The organism is Acinetobacter lwoffii (assembly GCF_019343495.1).
GTDB lineage: Bacteria > Pseudomonadota > Gammaproteobacteria > Pseudomonadales > Moraxellaceae > Acinetobacter > Acinetobacter lwoffii_P.
Genome location: NZ_CP072549.1, coordinates 1,249,093 through 1,267,225 on the forward strand (window position 1 = coordinate 1,249,093; position 18,133 = coordinate 1,267,225).

19 protein-coding genes and 1 other RNA gene are annotated in these 18,133 nt (G+C 43.6%); 7 read left to right on the forward strand and 13 right to left on the reverse strand.

Annotated elements, in window-relative coordinates:
- Window positions 1-148 precede the first annotated feature (148 nt).
- The 3 genes from dnaQ to nudC all read left to right on the forward strand — a co-directional run bounded on the left by dnaQ (window position 149) and on the right by nudC (window position 4,079).
- Window positions 149-1,534 carry a DNA polymerase III subunit epsilon gene (dnaQ, locus tag J7649_RS05915; RefSeq protein ID WP_219309814.1) on the forward strand — a complete coding sequence of 462 codons (1,386 nt, stop codon included), beginning with the start codon at window positions 149-151 and terminating at the stop codon, window positions 1,532-1,534.
- A gap of 125 nt (window positions 1,535-1,659) precedes the next feature.
- A complete protein-coding gene (locus J7649_RS05920; protein ID WP_219309815.1) occupies window positions 1,660-3,303 on the forward strand; it encodes a chemotaxis protein in 1,644 nt (547 codons plus the stop codon).
- The gene (nudC, locus tag J7649_RS05925; protein ID WP_219309816.1) at window positions 3,303-4,079 is read left to right on the forward strand and encodes an NAD(+) diphosphatase; all 777 of its coding nucleotides are present in this window, start codon (window positions 3,303-3,305) and stop codon (window positions 4,077-4,079) included. The genes J7649_RS05920 and nudC overlap by 1 nt, the downstream gene beginning before the upstream one ends.
- A gap of 104 nt (window positions 4,080-4,183) precedes the next feature.
- Here nudC and J7649_RS05930 read toward each other — a convergent pair whose 3' ends face one another.
- The 4 genes from J7649_RS05930 to J7649_RS05945 all read right to left on the reverse strand — a co-directional run bounded on the left by J7649_RS05930 (window position 4,184) and on the right by J7649_RS05945 (window position 7,261).
- The gene (locus tag J7649_RS05930) at window positions 4,184-5,065 is read right to left on the reverse strand and encodes an alpha/beta hydrolase (protein ID WP_219309818.1); all 882 of its coding nucleotides are present in this window, start codon (window positions 5,063-5,065) and stop codon (window positions 4,184-4,186) included.
- Window positions 5,055-5,741: a BON domain-containing protein gene (locus tag J7649_RS05935; RefSeq protein ID WP_219309820.1), complete on the reverse strand. Its 687-nt coding sequence runs from the start codon at window positions 5,739-5,741 to the stop codon at window positions 5,055-5,057. Before J7649_RS05935 ends, J7649_RS05930 begins: the two co-directional genes overlap by 11 nt.
- Before the next feature lie 123 nt (window positions 5,742-5,864).
- On the reverse strand, window positions 5,865-6,290 hold the full coding sequence (locus J7649_RS05940; RefSeq protein ID WP_219310059.1) for a YraN family protein: 426 nt from the start codon (window positions 6,288-6,290) through the stop codon (window positions 5,865-5,867).
- Window positions 6,291-6,301: 11 nt separating this feature from the next.
- The gene (locus tag J7649_RS05945) at window positions 6,302-7,261 is read right to left on the reverse strand and encodes a penicillin-binding protein activator (RefSeq protein ID WP_219309822.1); all 960 of its coding nucleotides are present in this window, start codon (window positions 7,259-7,261) and stop codon (window positions 6,302-6,304) included.
- Between the two features lie 10 nt (window positions 7,262-7,271).
- On the opposite strand from J7649_RS05945, the gene rsmI reads away from it, so the two are divergent.
- Window positions 7,272-8,114, forward strand: a complete 843-nt coding sequence (rsmI, locus tag J7649_RS05950; RefSeq protein WP_219309825.1) for a 16S rRNA (cytidine(1402)-2'-O)-methyltransferase — start codon at window positions 7,272-7,274, stop codon at window positions 8,112-8,114.
- 92 nt (window positions 8,115-8,206) lie between these two features.
- Here the strand turns inward: rsmI and J7649_RS05955 are convergent, their stop codons facing one another.
- From J7649_RS05955 to J7649_RS05985, 7 genes are all read right to left on the reverse strand, one after another.
- Window positions 8,207-8,461, reverse strand: coding sequence for a hypothetical protein (locus J7649_RS05955; protein ID WP_004646359.1), 255 nt, complete (start codon window positions 8,459-8,461; stop codon window positions 8,207-8,209).
- A 174-nt stretch (window positions 8,462-8,635) separates the two neighbouring features.
- Window positions 8,636-9,883: an FAD-dependent monooxygenase gene (locus J7649_RS05960; protein WP_219309827.1), complete on the reverse strand. Its 1,248-nt coding sequence runs from the start codon at window positions 9,881-9,883 to the stop codon at window positions 8,636-8,638.
- The gene (gene ubiH / locus J7649_RS05965; RefSeq protein WP_005107466.1) at window positions 9,880-11,088 is read right to left on the reverse strand and encodes a 2-octaprenyl-6-methoxyphenyl hydroxylase; all 1,209 of its coding nucleotides are present in this window, start codon (window positions 11,086-11,088) and stop codon (window positions 9,880-9,882) included. The genes J7649_RS05960 and ubiH overlap by 4 nt, the downstream gene beginning before the upstream one ends.
- A gap of 105 nt (window positions 11,089-11,193) precedes the next feature.
- Complete coding sequence (locus J7649_RS05970) at window positions 11,194-11,763, reverse strand: GNAT family N-acetyltransferase (RefSeq protein WP_219309829.1); 570 nt, start codon at window positions 11,761-11,763, stop codon at window positions 11,194-11,196.
- Between the two features lie 527 nt (window positions 11,764-12,290).
- Window positions 12,291-12,530, reverse strand: coding sequence for a DUF378 domain-containing protein (locus J7649_RS05975; RefSeq protein ID WP_005107468.1), 240 nt, complete (start codon window positions 12,528-12,530; stop codon window positions 12,291-12,293).
- 293 nt (window positions 12,531-12,823) lie between these two features.
- Window positions 12,824-14,158 carry a Xaa-Pro aminopeptidase gene (gene pepP, locus J7649_RS05980; protein WP_219309831.1) on the reverse strand — a complete coding sequence of 445 codons (1,335 nt, stop codon included), beginning with the start codon at window positions 14,156-14,158 and terminating at the stop codon, window positions 12,824-12,826.
- 133 nt (window positions 14,159-14,291) lie between these two features.
- On the reverse strand, window positions 14,292-14,924 hold the full coding sequence (locus J7649_RS05985; protein WP_219309833.1) for a UPF0149 family protein: 633 nt from the start codon (window positions 14,922-14,924) through the stop codon (window positions 14,292-14,294).
- A 64-nt stretch (window positions 14,925-14,988) separates the two neighbouring features.
- On the opposite strand from J7649_RS05985, the gene J7649_RS05990 reads away from it, so the two are divergent.
- From J7649_RS05990 to ssrS, 3 genes are all read left to right on the forward strand, one after another.
- On the forward strand, window positions 14,989-15,546 hold the full coding sequence (locus J7649_RS05990) for a hypothetical protein (protein ID WP_191111923.1): 558 nt from the start codon (window positions 14,989-14,991) through the stop codon (window positions 15,544-15,546).
- The gene (locus tag J7649_RS05995) at window positions 15,543-15,830 is read left to right on the forward strand and encodes a cell division protein ZapA (protein WP_004279505.1); all 288 of its coding nucleotides are present in this window, start codon (window positions 15,543-15,545) and stop codon (window positions 15,828-15,830) included. The genes J7649_RS05990 and J7649_RS05995 overlap by 4 nt, the downstream gene beginning before the upstream one ends.
- Window positions 15,831-15,927: 97 nt before the next feature.
- A non-coding RNA gene (ssrS, locus tag J7649_RS06000) (6S RNA) lies at window positions 15,928-16,111 on the forward strand.
- A gap of 209 nt (window positions 16,112-16,320) precedes the next feature.
- Here the strand turns inward: ssrS and J7649_RS06005 are convergent.
- Both J7649_RS06005 and J7649_RS06010 read right to left on the reverse strand, forming a co-directional pair.
- Entirely contained in the window at window positions 16,321-16,482 is a 162-nt protein-coding gene (locus J7649_RS06005; protein ID WP_005267030.1) for a YqaE/Pmp3 family membrane protein, read from the reverse strand.
- Between the two features lie 307 nt (window positions 16,483-16,789).
- Window positions 16,790-18,076: a PQQ-dependent sugar dehydrogenase gene (locus tag J7649_RS06010; protein WP_420868646.1), complete on the reverse strand. Its 1,287-nt coding sequence runs from the start codon at window positions 18,074-18,076 to the stop codon at window positions 16,790-16,792.
- Window positions 18,077-18,133 lie beyond the last annotated feature (57 nt).

Consider the following 18,133-nt stretch of genomic DNA (forward strand, 5'->3'; position numbering starts at 1 on the left):
CATGTCGAAGACTCAAGCCAATAATTTACCGCGATTTCACGTTAAATGTTACAAGAAATTAAAAAATCCCGGACATATAGATTGATCGACTGCATTTGCGCTATACAATAAGCCTTCCAGCTTGTTCTATTTTGATCGGATTTAATCTATGTCACACACTATCACACTTTATGTTGATGGCGCCTGTCGCGGCAACCCGGGTTTAGGGGGTTGGGGTGCGTACATTGTTAATGGCCAACAAGAACACAAAATTTATGGCGGTGAAGATCATACCACCAATAACCGTATGGAACTGACGGCTGCGATTGAAGGGATTCTGTTCTGTGACAAGCAAGATAAACTGGTGATCTATACCGATTCTAAGTACGTCAAACGAGGCATTACCGAATGGATTCATGGCTGGAAAAAGAAAAACTGGAAAGATGTCAAAAATCCGGATCTTTGGCAAAAACTCGATGAAGTCTGTCAGGGACGTGAGATCGAATGGCACTGGATCAAAGGTCATGCTGGACATCCGGGCAATGAAATGGCCGATCAGCTGGCCAATCTGGGTGCTGATGAAACCCTGAAAAAATCCAAGCAAAGCCCTTCAATGTCTGAAGATAAAAAAAAATCTGAACCCGACTGGTTGCTAGACGATCCTTTCGGTCTGGATCTGGCCGACAGTGAAGAAGAACTGGAAGAACCGCCCGAAACCATCATCGAAGTAACTGTTGAAGAAATTGTACAGACTGAAGTTTTAGCAACGGACAGCAATGAAGATGCTTCATCTTCAGAATCATCTGCCTCGACTGAGCTACATCCGCAAATTGTCATTACACCAGCAAAGCTACAGCTGCATGGCCCACGACAACTGATTCTGGATACCGAAACCACCGGTTTTTATTATCAGGATGGTGACCGGATTATTGAAGTTGGCGCGCTAGAAATGATTAACCGCAAACTGACCGGCAGTTCGATTCATATCTATATCAATCCGAAAACACCGGTCGGTGATTCTGTCAATGTCCACGGGATCACCGACGAATTCCTGCAAGACAAACCGCTGTTTGAAGAAATTTCTCAACTGCTGTTTGACTATTTACACGGCGCGGAAATTATTGCGCATAACGCGACCTTCGATATGAACTTTCTGGATATGGAATTCAAACGCGCAGGTTTTAAAACGCTCTCCGAAGTCTGTGACGTCACCGATACCCTGGCACTGGCCAAGTCCAAGCATCCCGGTCAGAAAAACTCGCTAGATGCCTTAGTGCGCCGTTACGAGATTCCACAACGTGACCGTACTTTCCACGGTGCCTTGCTCGATGCGGAAATCCTGTCCGATGTTTATCTGGCGATGACCGGTGGACAGGTGTCTTTTGATATCGATGCCCTGTCCCAGTCTGAAGACCAGAACAGCCGTTCAGGGATGGCCAGAGTTGAAATTGAATTACCGGTGATTCTCCCGTCAGAACAGGAATTACAGGAACATGAGAATTGGGTCAAACAATTCGAAGAAAAACATGGAACTGCTTGCCTTTTCGCGAAATAAAATCTACATTTCCGAGGATACTTTAGGTTTAAAACTATCGTTCTTCAGTTATAGTAAATACAAAGAGGCCCCGTAGTTTAAAGCGGGGCTCATATATAGATAATACTCCAGGAAAGGTGCAGATCATGTCTTACCAAACCTCTATACATTTTGATCCAACAGCTTTACTGATAATAAAAAATGAGGTTGATAACTCGATCAAGTTAGTCGAATCAGCAGTAAGCACCTTGGTAGAAGACCAGACTTTACCTTTTGGTATTGATGATGCATTAAATCAGTTCGAACAATGCGCCCAAGTTCTGGCACTCATCGACATGTCCAGTCTGGCAAAAGTCGCTCAATATTCAGCAGAACTGATGCGCAAGATTATGGGGAATCCGGCGCAGGTCAATACTCAAGAAGTGATCGCCTTGAGTGAAGGCACCACTATGCTGAAACGCTATATCGAATTCATCTGTCTGCGTGAAGTAAAAATTCCACAGTTTTTGCTGGATACCCTGAACCGCTTGGAACTGGCTTTGGGTAAACCACTGACGACTGAAGGCCAGCATGTAGAATCGCTATTAGATTGCGTCACTCCTGATTTTGCGCTGCCACAGGCACCAAGTCTGGAAAAATCCCAATATGTACACCGTCTGTATAAGCTGTCACTCAACAAGCTGATCAATCAGGAAGAAAGTGAACTGGATTTGCAAGCCATCAAACTGGTGGGGGCTTATCTGGCCGGACTTGCAGAACAACATGACAGCAAGCAGTACTGGAATCTGGTATATGTCGCGTTGAACAATATTGAGCACCTGCTGATTAATGAACCACGTCTACGCACACTGGTGAGCATTGAACGCAACATGGCACAATATTTTAGCTCAGCAGACAGCTTCAAGGCTTCGTTGTCAGATTTAGCTAATATTCTTAGCCTGTGTATCAGTCAGGAAGATGAAACTGCGCAATCTATCCGTAGCCAGCTCAATGTTGGCGATGACCTACTGACCGATATGCAATTACAGGTCTTCAGTCGCCACCTGTATGGTCCTGACTTTGAAACCATGCATACCATCAGCGAGTTGGTGACCACGGAAATGGCACAGATTCGTAATGACATCGAGTTCAACTATCAGAATATGACGCCTGAAAAGACTCAGGAATTACAGGCTCAACTGAATAGTTTGGCCAATATCTTCAAGGTGTTGAACCTGAATGAAGCCTATCATGACCTGACCCGTCAGGCTGCTTCACTGAGCCAGCCCGAGATTATGCAGGATGCCAGCTTTGCCCAGCAGTTGATGAATGTCATTCTGTCTGCCATGAACTCGATTGGCGTACTGGAACGTCATCACACTTCGAGCCGCTTGCAGCTGCGCGTCAACAACATGAATATTTCTCTGGACCGTCTGGATGAAGCACACGCTGCTTTACTCACAGAAACCAAGGCCCTGATCGAGCTTTCTAGCCAGATTCTCAGCAATTACCTGCAAGATCATGACTTGACTGCCCTCGAACCTGTTCCTGTACAGTTTTGCGAGATTGGCGGCGCGATGCTGTTCCTGAATGCAGAACATGTTCGTACTGCGTTCACCACCACTGCAGAATTCATCAAGAACCGTATTGATCTGTCGATTGCATTAAGTCCGGAAGAAATTCATCGTGCTTTAGACACCCTGGCCAGTGCCGACATGATGATTGATAACTTAAAGAACAAACAGCCTGTATTACAGACCATGTTTCAGGTAGCATTGGACAGTAGTGAGAAACTCAAAATAGTTGCCTAATGTCCAAATTATCACTTGCTTATATTTTTCAACAACAGCAACTGCTGATCGATCAACACTTTCAACTTCCACAGGTTGAAGCCTTAGCAAGTGATTTGCTACTCCACACGGGTGATCAGGTGATTGCCCGTGACCTCCTTCCCGATGAGCCAATTCCTGCAGGCTTACAACTGGTTCCCATCCGTCAGCTGTTACAGTTTTGGAATACCCAGCAATTTGAACAGGCCAGTCGTGCGGTGCAGCTTTTAGAATGGCGTCGTAACCATAAATTTTGCAGTCATTGCGGCACAGCGACTGAAGCGCATGCTGTTGAATATGCCATGGTCTGCCCATCTTGCAACTATCGTCAGTATCCACGGGTACAGCCTTGTGTTATTACTGTTATTACCAAAGGCAAAGACGAGATTTTGCTGGCCAAAAATGCGCGCAATACCAAAAGCCAGATGTATGGACTGATTGCCGGCTTTGTCGAAGTGGGTGAAACGCTGGAAGATGCAGTACGTCGTGAAACGCAGGAAGAAGTCGGTTTACAACTCAAGAATATCCAGTATCTCGCCAGCCAGCCCTGGCCTTTCCCAAGCAATCTGATGATTGCCTTCAAGGCAGAATATGCTGGCGGTGAGCTACAGTTGCAGGAAGAAGAAATTAGCGATGCACAATTCTTTAAATTCGATCAGCTGCCTGAAATTCCGTTTAAAGGCAGTATTGCTCATGCCATGATCATGCATGTGACCCAAGGTACGCCCGTCGCAGACGACACCAAGACCTGGCTGTAAATCTGTATTTGAAAGATTTAGCTCAACGGCTTAAAAAAGAATCCAGTGGATGCTCTCCCCTGGATTCTTTTTTATCTATTGCTTGGTTAAACCAAATATCAGTCTCAGGATTTAAATGCATCCTCGAGTGCCCAGAGTACCTGTGCCTTGGTCTGAAAAAACCGGCTAAACAAACTGGAGAGCGAACCTACAATGGTAATATGGCCAAGTTTCGGAATGTGAATCAAATGGCTATGATTGCCCTTTTCTCGCAATACCCGATCCAAATCATGGCTATTGAAATGCCCGACGATGTTGTCTTTCTCGGCAATAAACAGATAATGCCGGATTGAGCTATTTTTAACAAAATAATAAGGCATCACCTGCTGATAAGGCACCGCCTGATCAAATGCATCGGCACAGATCGGATCATTTTTATAATCAAAATGATAAGGCCCTGCCAGACCAATAATCGCACGGATTTGACCGTGGTCAATACTGGCAGATTGCGGATGATACAAGGCAGACATGACATTGAATGCGCCGGCAGAATGTCCCATCAAGACCAGATTTTCAGCACAGATCTGCAACTGCTCAGCCGACTGCTGCAAATGATTTAGCAACAGATGCAGATCATGAATATAAGTGGGGAAAATATGCTGTGGTGCCAGATGATAATTCATCACCACTACATCATAACCTTCTTTGGCAAAGGACTCGCCAATAAACTGGTAATCCTTTTTATCGCCATGCAGCCAGGCACCGCCATGTACAAAAACAATTAGGGGCCGATGTGGTAAAGGCTGCTGACTCCGAAACAGGTCAAAGCGTTGCCGGGATTTCAAGCCATAGGCCAATTGGGTTTCGACCATATAACCCTGTTTCGGGGTCAAACGATTTAAAGCATAACTGCCAAAATCGTATAACCGGAAATCTTGATAATGTTGCTGAAACTGCAGAATACGCTGTGAAAGCTGGGTTTTAAACTGGCCGACCTTATGGTTCATAGGTCGGTTCAACCGTATCAGGATCAATGGCAACTGGCGTCTGTTCAATACCCGGCTGCGCATATGCCGGTGCAGCAAAGTTTTGGTTAGCCAGACTTGAATATTGCTCAACATTATCAATTAGGGTCACGATTTTAGTAACATTCCCTACCTGCTGTAACACCTGATTGAGGTCAGCAATCTCGGCACTGTTTAAACGCCCCATTACATACAGAATGCCATCTTCAGTATGCACATGCACCTTACTATCCGCAACCACAGTCGCTTTCATGATCAAGCCACGGGTATTTGCAGTCACCGCAGTATCCTGCATGATGGTGCTATAGCTGATCTGATTGCCGACAGTAATAAAATTATGTACCGCTTTGACATCACTCATGGATTTGACATTATCTTCAGCCAGTTGCTTTAAATGGGCATCCGGCACCTGACCGGTCAACAAGACATTGCCATGGAAACTTTCAATATTGACCCGGGCCTGCTTGAAACGCGAATCCAGTTTATAAAGATTAATTTTTGCAGTACGGACAATCGAGGAATCAATAAATACCTGCCCCAAGGTACGCGCCCCACTTTCAGTTCCTACAGGAGCCGTACCTGTGCCACTGGAAATAAAACTGGCACAACCTGATAAACTTGCGACACACAGCATTGTTATTGCAATACGCTTAACCACTCAGCAAGACTCCTTCATTTTATTACGTCTTTTTCAATCTAATCATCTTTTCCAAGCTAAGATCATGGCAATTCTGCTTGAACTTTACAATGATCTTGAAGCAAATATAAGCATCTTTAGACCTTATTTTGTTAAAAGGTTAATAAACTCTTGATCAAAAGTAAAAGCATTTTCAATCCATTCCAGATCATAAGGGTATTGCGAAAAGTCATGCTGTATGGTTTTTGCAAATTGCTGTTTAAAATCAAAACAAATCACATCAAAACGATAGTAATAGTGTGCAAATTGTGGATTTTTCTGAATAAAGCACATCGCAGTCTTGAGTATCTTGCCCTGTTTTGCTCTGGAAACAGACTCGATCGCTTGCGCATATCGGGTTTGTGCACGTGCTTTGACTTCCACAAAGACCAGCTCCTGATCACGCATCAGAATCAGATCCAGCTCGCCATAGCGACTGTGATAATTGGCTGCCAGGAACTGAAATCCATGGTTCTGCATCAGTTGAGCCGCTTGCTGCTCCGCCCATGCACCTAGTTGCTGTCGTAGCATTACTCTTTCGCTCATAGTAGCTTGACGCCTGTGCCACTGTACTGGAAACATTGTGGACTACGCTGAATACTGTGGTCCGTGATTTCAATTCGCCCAGTTCTACCCTGAAATTCAATATGCTGCAAATGCGGTTGTGACAGGTACTGCTGGGTGATCTGCCAGGTATCGCCACTGAAGGCAATCAGCCGCTGATAGGACATATCCACCGGTTCTTTAGCATAGGCCTGTACAACATCTGGCCAGTCAGCCAGATAAAGTACCGGAACATCACAGAACTTGATCCCTTTCGGGGGTCTATGCTGCTCGCTGATCGCATTGGCCACGGTATACATCCGTTTATGGCTTAATTCAGGTATGGCAGCCAGCCCTTCTGCATTGCCGAGGTATAACAACCCTTGTTTTGGTATTAAAAAAATGGGGGCCTTGTTCACGATCTTGAATTTCAGATCACTTTGACTGAACAATGACATCAGCAACAGTTCATGCTCGGCTTCACTGCCCGGCTGGCGTAAAATCAGCAGCTGTTGAATTCCATCTTTGTGCAATAAGGTTTTTAAGGCAGCGGCATCTTCTTTTTTGGACAGGCTGAATTGCCAGACTTGGGGTGATGACCCTGCTACATCATTCAGGCTGAGGGTACGTACTTTAGGTTTGCTCTTGAGTAGTTGTTCCACATCGCTACGTGCCAATGGACCCACCACCATTTTGGTCTTTTTATTGACATGCTGTTTCAGTAGCTGGGAGATATTTTTCTGATTGGAATTGACCCATTTTAATGGAACTTTCTGCCCGGAAGTAGCATAAGCACTGAGAAAACCCTGTTTGATACTCGATGCAGCTCGCGCCAAAGGCCCGGATTCGGGTAGAATGATCAGCACTTCTGCTTGTACGCTGCTGATGTAGCTGACTAAACACAAGCCCAATATTTTATTTTTAATCTTCCATTTTTTATTATTCAATTTATTCCACATGGAGAAACCTATGAGTGCTCAGTTATTTGTTGTTGCGACTCCAATCGGGCACTTAGATGATATTAGTTATCGTGCACTTCAGGTGTTAAAGTCGGTGAGTCTTATTGCTGCCGAGGATACACGAACTTCAGCACAATTGCTTAAACACTTTAATATTCAAACACCTCTGACCGCTTGCCATGAGCATAATGAAAGCAACAAGATTGATCAGCTGATCCAGCGCCTGCTCAATGGCGAAGATATGGCCCTGATCAGTGATGCTGGTACTCCCTTGATTAGCGACCCTGGTTTTAAATTTGTCCGTGCTGCACAAGCGCATAATATTCGCGTAATTCCTGTACCCGGTGCTTGTGCTGCGATTGCAGCTTTAAGTGCAGTCGGCTTACCGAGTGACCGTTTCAGTTTTGAAGGTTTTCTGCCATCCAGACAAAGTCAGCGCCTGCTAAATCTGGAAAAACTGAAAGATGAAACCCAGACTTTAATTTTCTATGAAGCACCGCACCGGATTCTGGATTGCGTTAAAGATATGGCCAGCGTTTTCGGAGTAGATCGCCCGGTCGGTTTTGCGCGAGAAATCACCAAGACTTTTGAAACTATCAAGAAAATGACCTTGGGTGAATTGGTGGAATTCATTAGCAATGATCACAATCAGCAAAAAGGCGAAATTGTTCTGGTGATTGGCGGTGCCACCGAAGAAAAAGATCTGGATCAGGAAAAGCTGGATAAATTATTGAATCGCCTATTACAGGACCTTTCGGTCAAAGCTGCTTCACAACTGGCGGCAGATTTAACCGGAATCAAAAAGAAAGTCGCTTATCAACGTGCTTTAGAACTGACTTCGGCAAACGACTAATTGCTTTAGATTTTCTATTACGTTTGGATTTGCAAAAAAAAAACACCACATTGAATGTGGTGTTTTTTATAAGAAACAAGTTAATCAATAACTTATTCTTTGGCTACTGATTCATCTGCCGGCACTTCAACAATACGACCACCACTGGCAAGGAAAGCCGCAATCTCGTCTTCCAGTGCTTGACGCTTTTTCAGCTTTGCAGTGACGGTCAAAGTTTCAGCTTCTACAAGATCGGTATCACTGACGACCTCTGTGCTATCGACCGCGCCTTTTTCAGCGGCTTTTGCTTCATCATCGTCAACAATTGAATCTTCAACGTCGTCATCATAATCATTCATGTCTGTCATTTGCATCTCCCCAAAAATGGCCCTCGCTTGGTATTCCAAGTCAGGTATCGAATTAAGTGAAATTTAGCAATCTCTTCGACCTTCGCCTAGTACCAAACATTAAAAAATCGTATCTTTTTTAAACAAAATCGTTACTCTTTATTGATGTTTGTTTAAAAAATTTACATTTCTGTCTTAAGCTGCGTAGCGTGTGTCTTTAAGTAAACTCAGACCGTTGGCCTGCGCCATAAATGCATCTTTCAACATGGGCTGATTTTCTACCTGTTTCAGGCCGAAATTGCGTGCCCAAACCATCGGGAAGAATAAAGTGGTTTCCATCCAGCCAATCGCAGACATGCTGTGCATCATGGCATCGTTTTGACCTTTACGGCGATGCTCATAGCGTTTTAGGGTCTGTTCATGCGCCCATACGCCACGCGCATGATCATGTAGCAAAACATCACAGAGCACGGCAGCATCCAGACAGCCAATATTCACCCCTTGTCCAGCTAAAGGATGAATTACATGTGCAGCATCTCCAATCAGGGCTAAACCGTCTTGAATATACTGTTGGGCAGCACGGGCTTTTAAGGGGAAAGTGGCACGTGGTGTCGCCTCTAAGACTCCACCCAACATATGCTGGCTTTCACGAGTCAAGAGTTGAGTAAATTCAGCATCTGACAACGCTGCATATTCTTCGGCATAATCCTCTGGCAAGGTCCAGACAATTGATTGCCAATGTCCCTGCTCTTCCGGATTAAGGCTGGCCATAGGTAAAAAAGCCAGAGGACCAGTTTCGAGAAAAATCTGACGCGCCATGTACTGATGAGGCTGAATCGTTTTAATCGCACAACTGATGCCTGCCTGTTTATAGTCCAGTACATCAATATCGATGAAAGCTTGCTCACGTACAAAGGAGTTTGCACCATCTGCACCAATGACCAGTTTGGTTTTGAGCTGAGTACCATCTTCCAGATGAATAATCCACACACCGACGCCACGTTCAACACGGCTGACTTTGACTTGTGTTCTATAATCTTGAACATTTTCCAGCATCTTTTGCTGAATGGCCAGATTCAGAATGCTGGGCTCCACCATCGAGCCTAAAGCCTGCTCTACCGATGGTGTTTTTTCTGAAGACTGGCCAAAATTAATTTCACCATAGCCATTTTTATTCCACACCTGCATACCAGTATAAGGCTGCTGGCGTACTAAATTTTCCCAAACACCCACCGTTTTTAACAGGTGAATGGTTGCCTGACTTAAAGCCAAAACACGCGGATTGGCCACACGCAAAGTTTTATCTGCATCCAGAATTGGCGCTGCATCCAGAACTGTAGGCTGCACACCACCTTGAGCTAACAGAAGCGCTGTAAGTCCACCAACCAGCCCACCACCAATAATGACGACGTCTAATATTTCGTTAGTTTGATTTAAGCTCATGCTTTTAACCCCATGGCATAATTTGCAACGAGTGGCTTGATGCCAGGAATCGTATCAAAAGCGATTAAACCTGTATTACGCATCAGCTTTAAAAATGGATTCTGGTTACTAAAGCCACGTACCACTGAATCACAGAATTTGATCACACGCTGCTGGTCACTGAGACGAGATTTTTCATAGTCTTGTAATATTCCAGCATCGCCCAAGTCTGCGCCTTGTACCTGCTGTTCTTTCAGGTAACGCACCAATACATGCGCATCACGCATACACAGGTTAAAACCCTGACCAGCGACCGGATGAATCGTATGGGCAGCATTGCCCATCAATACGACACGGCCAACAGCCTGTTTTTCGGCTAACACTTGAGACAATGGAAAACTGAACCGTTTTCCGGTTTTCTGGAATTTTCCGGCACGATCACCATACGTTTCCTGTAAGGCATCCAGAAAATGCTGGTCATTTTCATCCCCCAACCATTCTCCTTCAGTACCTTTTTTCACTGGCCAGACCACTGAACGACGATACTCACCCGGTAGTGGTAAAAGTGCCAAAGGCCCTAAATGGCTGAAACGCTCAAAGCCCACATGAGCATGTGGCTTTGAAGTTTGTACTGTGGTCACAATCGCAACCTGATCATAATCATGTTCTGACGCACCAATACCCAAGGCTTTACGGCAGAAAGAATCCCGCCCATCGGCGGCAATAACCAGTTTGGACTGTAATTTTAGTGACGATTCACCACGCTGAGCTTCGATATAAGCAAAGTCTGTATCTTGGATAAGGGATGTCACTTGAACACCATCAATCAGTTCAATCAATGGCTCTTTTTTGACTTGGGTCAGCAGTACACGACCGAGCCAGGCATTTTCAATGACCTGACCAAAGCTTTCGACTTTTTCCTGTTCGGCTTTCAGTCGAGCCTTACCAAAACTGCCCTGTTCGGTAATATTCACTTCCAGAATTGGGGTAGCATGTTCTTGCAAGGCATTCCAAAGTCCAAGCTCCTGATAGATCTGCACGCTACGGCGTGACAAGGCACTGTTACGTGCATCAAAACTGGAATGATATGGCGCAAGATTTTCATCATCATAATTTGGGTATTTAATGGCTTCCAACAGTTTGACTGCAATATTGATTTTCGCCAACATCAATGCGAGGCTTAAGCCGACCATACCACCACCGACAATGATGACTTCTTGTTGCATGCTTACTTCCTTATCTGTTTATTCGCATCTATGGCGAATTACATAAAACGTATACTGGTTTTATCTTACCTCAAGGCTTTAAATTTTTATAATGATTCGTTTTATTTAGTTTTCTCCATGATGATCCAGCCTATATTGAAAAACCAAGACATCGCGCTTTTCAGTCCCCAACTTCGGCAATACAGTATAGGCATTGATCCGTTCAACGATTTCAAACCCTGTCTTTAAAAGCACTTGGTGTGCCTGTATATGTTCTGCATCACAGAAAGTATCTAGTGATTTAAATGTAAGATATTGTCTAAAATACTGAATCACCGCTTTCATCGCCTCAAGCATATAGCCCTGCCCCTGAAATCGAGGACCAAGTCCGAAATGAATTTCAAGGCTGTTATTTTGCTGTTGAATAATCGTTAGTAACCCGATTGCCAGATGACTTTTTCGCTCAGCAATCACCCATGAAAATCCTTTAATCGGTTGCTGCCAATAGCTTAACGCCCATTTCGGCAACATCTGCTGAGTTTGACCGACTGTTGTATGCACCTGTCGTTGTAAGTATTTTGATGCTTCAACGTCGCCACAATACTCTTGGAATAATGAAAATTCATCTCCAACTTTATATGCTCTTAACTCCAACCAAGTTGTCTTTAATTCAGCAACTAAAATATTTATACTCACTTTTATCAACTCGGCATTAAAAAACGGAATGTTATTATTTCATTTGGCACTTATACGATTCGATCGCAAACCTAGTCAAATTGGTATAACTCGATCTACTCGCTTCGCACAATTTTGAATACATACTGATGCTCGTAGATCCTGAATGATAAAATTGTGAATCAAGCCATTTATAAATAAGCTGATAATCACTGTCAGGAGCAGAAGGCCCATTTTCAATCACTATTATTTTCTTATTTTTAGAGAGTTTTATAAATATAACTCGATTTTTTAGCTAACAGATATTTTAAAAAAAATTTATCCAACCATGTACAACCTAATCTTATTTGTATGATAGTAATCATTAATCTTTAGCTAAGTGTTGTTGTAGATCTGAGGATGATTCTATTAATAACCTATAAACACCTATATAAAAAACCCCGGAAATATACCGAGGTTTCTTCATCTTCCACACTATTTCTATCCTCTCGACAAGCTACTCAAAGACATTATCCTATCTTGTAAGAAACTCGTGCAGGAGGATTAGCTTAACGCACAATATTGGTATGATGATCTGTATGGTGTACTGTTTTACCCAACTTCGTTCCTGTATAAATCAGGTACAATGCCGACAAACCAACCAATACATAAATAATTCGAGATAAGGCGCTCATATCACCAAAGATCGCAGCGACCAAATTAAAATCGAATGCACCAATTAAACCCCAATTGATGCCACCAATGATTGTTAAAGCATAAGCAATCCAATCAATCGTATTTAATCTCATAAGTGTTCTCCTACTCTTATTTAAGTTTATTTAAGGATCAGAGAAAGTATGAGAATCTCAGCGCATTTAATATGTAGCTTTGATGCTAAAAACGGATTTTCTGTGTTGACTTCCTGTCAATTTTTAAGCTGTAAATTTTACTTAGGTGAGTTTTATTTGACTTGTTCGATATAAACGTAAGCTAAATCACTTTTTGATCGATGCGATATAGCTAGGAATTCTTGTTTGAAACGGCATAGAAATGTCATAAAAAAAACCGATCTTGCGACCGGCTTGCTGTATTTTTTCTCAAATTAAGCAGCGCACGCTTTCGCCATTAATGCCTCAATCTCTTCTACCGTTTTGACGACTTTCGCGGTTAAAACTAGCGGGCCATTTGCAGTGGCCACCACATCATCTTCAATCCTAATGCCAATTCCACGCCATTTGGTATCCACTGTTTCATCATCAGACGCGATGTAAAGACCCGGCTCAACGGTCACGACCATGCCCTCTTCATACGAGCGCCATTCACCATCAACCTTATAAGCACCGACATCATGCACATCCATACCGAGCCAATGCCCCGTACCGTGCATGTAGAACTGACGAAAAGCTTCTTTTTCTATAATCTCGTCGATATTACCCTGCATCAAGCCAAGATCGAGCAAACCCTGCACCAAAATACGCACTGCAACATTGTGAGGTTCTTTATACGAGTTACCAATTTGCACGGCATTGATCGCAGCGATTTGAGCATCCAGTACTACGTTATATAAGGCTTTCTGTTCCGGACTGAATTTACCATTTACCGGAAAGGTACGGGTAATGTCTGAAGCATAGAACTGATATTCAGCTGCAGCATCAATCAGGACTAAATCGCCATCTTTCAGTTCTTTGTCATTTTCTACATAATGCAGGATGCAGGCATTCTCACCGCCACCGACAATACTGTTATAAGCCGGAACACCGCCATTTTTGCCAAAGACATAATTCAGCTCGGCTTCCAGCGCATATTCCATCATACCCGGACGTACTGCTAGCATCGCTTGCGTATGTGCATCAGCAGAAATATCGGAAGCAATCTGCATCAGTTCGATTTCATTTGCATCTTTATGCAGACGCATTTCATCAACAATACGATCCAGCTGAATTACTTGCGCTGGCGCAGAAGTACCACGACGGCTTTCACCACTTGCAGTTGCAATCCATTTGGCGACACGCGCATCAAACTCTGCATGCTGTCCAATGCGATAAAATAACTGATCTTTATTTTGTAACTTTTCTAAGATTTCTTCATCCAGCAAATCAATCGCATAGGCTTCATCTGCATCATAATCCTGAATAGCCCCATCAATACCCGCGCGGTAGCCATTCCAGATTTCCATTTCACGGTTGCGTTCACGACAGAACAAACTGTAGCTATAGCCTTCTTCTTCAGTGTCAAAGGTTTCAATCACAGCCACAGCTTCAGGTTCCGCGAATCCGGTTAAATAGAAGAAACTACTGTCTGCACGGTATTTATAATCTGCATCACGGTTACGCATGGCTACCGGACTGGTCGCGATAATAGCGATACTGCGTAAACCGATTTCCCCTGCGAGGATTGCGCGACGTTCCTCAAAAACTGCCTGTGTCAATTTCTTCATTACACCTTACTTCTTTCTTATCGATCAATACTTGTATTTAGAATATAGTCTTGAAATCAGACTATAGATTTCACTGTAAACAGCAAAATATATGCCTGATTTCAAGCAGGTGATGACTCACCTCAGCATTTCATCAGCTTAGACGTTTAGGCGAGAAAATCTCGACTACACTTTGCGCTTCTGTAGTAGCGACTTTAGGCTGATTTTTTTGACTAAATTGCTGTAAGAGGGGCGTTTCTTCAACTTCGACCTTTTTACGCCCTAAAGACAGACTGACAGGAATCAGCCGCACAAATTCGTACAATTCCTGATAGCTTTCTTCACTTTCGGCATCATCGTCCGAGTCTTCAAATTCAACTGCGGCTACATCTTGTAAATGTTCAATCAGCTCAACTTCATCCTGACGGATATGTCCTGAAGCCAGTCCGAAACCTAAGACCACGCCTGCACACCAGTCCGCCAGAGCCTGTACGCGTTCTGAAAGCACATGCTCATCATCAGGCAGCAAAGGTAAATAATCCAGCTCATCTTCAGACAATGCATGGAACACATCTTCAGCTTCGCCCGCCAACAACTCTAATGCTTCGGCATCCAGTTCAGGTACATCCAGTGTTTCTAAAATCTGTAACCACTCTTCACTGCTTGGCGCCTGGGTGACACAAACAATGCCAGTCAGCAAACCATGTAGTTCGCTAGGGCTAGAAATTTCCTCAATTGAAGAAAAATTGCGGTGCCATTCGGTCCAACCTGAAATATCGTCTTGCATTCGTTTATCCAATCTTTATACTGCTTATATATTACCTTTGTTTGCAACACTGTGCGACCTCGATATGTTAGAAGAATTACAGCGTCTACAAGTGCAGATCGGCGTGTTAAAAACGCGACTTGCACGGCTTGAAAGTGAAAATTCCAGTTTGCGCGAAGAGCAAGACTCTTCAATGATGCAACATCAACAGCAAATTGAACAAAAGAACAGCGTGATTGCGCAAAAACAACAAGAAAATGAAAATCTGACAGAACAATTGACGGATTCTCGTGCCCAATTTCAACTGCTCAATAATGATGCAACTGCACTGGCAGACCGTTATGGCCGTCTGGAAAAAAGCTGTACCGATCTAAAAAACCGTTTTCAGGAAATTCTGGCTGAACGGAATGAACTGCGTGTGGTTAAGGAAAAGATGATCCTTGAACAGCGTCATGCCCAACAGGAAATTCAGCGTCTGACTCAGGAATCTGAACGTTTAACCCAGAAAAATGAAAATGCCAAAGCCAAGGTTGAAGCGATTATTCAACGTCTGGCGATTCTCGGTACTGCGCAGGATCATCACGCACAGGAAATTCAACAACTGGCCCATCCGACTGAAGCGACTGAGGAAGCCTCACCATGAGTGAACAAATTGCAATTGATCTCAGAGTATTGGGGCATAGTTTCCGTCTGGCCTCTACTCCTGACAAGCAGGAAGAATTAGAACGCGCAGCACAGTTATTGAATGACAAATACGATGAATTTCGCCGTAAAGCACCACGTATGGAACCCAGCAAGCTGATTATTATGGTGGCACTTGAGCTGATGCAGGAGGTCTTGAATATGAACAGATCCCTGCAACAATATGCGCATTGCGAGCGTTTGTTACAAACTATTTTAGAAGAAGTTGAAGAACTGACTGAATAATCTCGAATTCTGTTTAAACTTCGGACATTCGACCGAACTGTTTACAGTTCATGAACAGCATAGAGTTGCCACACCGGGATTATTGTTTATAATTAACTTAACTCTGAGGTGTTCGCCAGCGGGTCTATTCCCCTGCCGATACTAACACTTATGGGTGTGTTCTGTATATTTAGAGTGTATGCCCATCTCCGTATGGGAAACCCAGCAAGTATACGTCGCATCCTCCTTGAACTCATCGGGTTCAGGGTAACGACACATGCAGCGGCATCTTCGGAGTACTTCAATTTCGTTTTCAAAATATAATTATAATTTTTCCTGAATTTCCTCTTATTTTAATTTTGTAGTATTTCTCTCGAACATTCCTCTAGATTCATTTTATTGATGTATTCATTATCTGGAATGAAAAAAAATCTTTAGCTATGAAAAAGATAGGGCTTTAATTACTTCCGTCAAAATCAAACAATTTTTCAGTAACTTATTTTCCTATTTTTCAGGCTATTTTATCCCGATATAAAGTGTGCATGGCCCAGATTGCAGCAGGAATCCAGCCTAAAATCGAAATCTGAAGCATTAAGCATACTGTGGCTTCGGCTGGTCGATGAAGGGTCATAAATAATGACCAAGGGAAAATAAATGCAACAATTGATTTCATTCTTAAAATCCTCTTTTTGCGATATTTTAAATTTTTATATCCAGTTTTTAGCCGCACTTAAAACTGGTACTTAGGTTTAGATAATTTTTAATGGGATCAGCAGAATCTCTGTACATGCTGTAATCCCGCGTAAAAATATCCTGAAAGCCTAATTCAGCCAGCTTAAATGAAGCTTAAAAATTATTTTAAATCCGCTAACCTTTGCATATTTTCAATCAAAATATTGACGTTTGAATGAAACAGTCTTTGCTTTAACTTTTACTTTCCATAGATTCAGATCTTAATAAAATCTTGAATCCCTAGACCTTTATTTACTTACTGCAGCTAGTGTACTCAAGGGTGATACTCGCCAAATCACATCACCGACATCATCAGCAACCAAAATGGCACCTGAAGAATCTACCGCCACACCGACCGGTCGCCCATATGCATCGTCCTGATCACTTAAAAATCCAGTCAAAACATCTTGAGGTGGGCCCATCGGTTGCCCATTCTGAAAGGGAACAAAAATCACTTTATAGCCACTATGCGGTTTGCGGTTCCATGAACCATGCTGGCCAATCAGCGCACCGTTTCGATATTGAGGCATCAGGTCTGCCCTATAGAAGGCCAAGCCCAATGAAGCTGTATGATTGCCCAATGCATAATCCGGTGGAATTGCTCGCGCAACTAAGGCAGGTTTTTGCGGTTTGACCCGTGTATCTACATGTTGGCCATAATAACTATAGGGCCAGCCATAAAAAGCACCTTCTTTGACAGAGGTCAGGTAATCAGGAACCAGATCATTACCGAGCTCATCACGTTCATTCACCACTGTCCAAAGTGTGCCGCTCTTAGGTTGCCAATCCATGCCATTCGGATTACGCAGTCCGGTGGCAAAAGGTCGCGCTTGAGCACTGGCTATGTCAAATTCCATGATCAGTGCCCGGCCCTGCTCTTGCTCTAAGCCATTTTCAGCGACATTACTGTTGGAACCCACCGTGATATAGAGTTTGCTTCCGGCAGGATTGGCAATGACATTTTTGGTCCAGTGATGGTTTAAACGACCTGCCGGTAAATCCAGCATCTTGGTACCAGTTGCTGTAATTTGAGTCGCACCGTTCTGATAAGGAAAACGCATCAGGGCATCAGTATTCGCCACATACAGCATATTACCGACTAGCGCCATGCCAAATGGAGAATTGAGATTCTGTAAAAATACGGTTTTTTGTTCAGCCACCCCATCTCCATTGCTATCGCGAAGTAGACTGATGCGGTTGGCACTGGGGTGCGATGAACCTGCACGTTGCATCACCCATTTCATGATTTTGCCTTTGATCCCTTTGCTGTCATCGGGCTTAGGCGGTGCATCGGTTTCAGCCACCAATACATCACCATTCGGCAATACATACAGCCAGCGCGGATGCTGCAACCCTTTGGCAAATGCCTGAACTTTTAAACCTGTCGCTGTTGTCGGCATTTTACCTTCAGGCCAACCTTTAGCAGGTGCAATATTGACCGTAGGCAGCAAGCTTGATTTTGGTTTGGGCAAATGTGGCTGGGAACCATAACTGTCATTGATTGGCGACTTGGAAGGCATGGTACATCCAGTCATGGTTAGGAGAAGTGCACAGCCGGCACCTGTAAGTAAAAGTTGAATAGGCTGATGAAG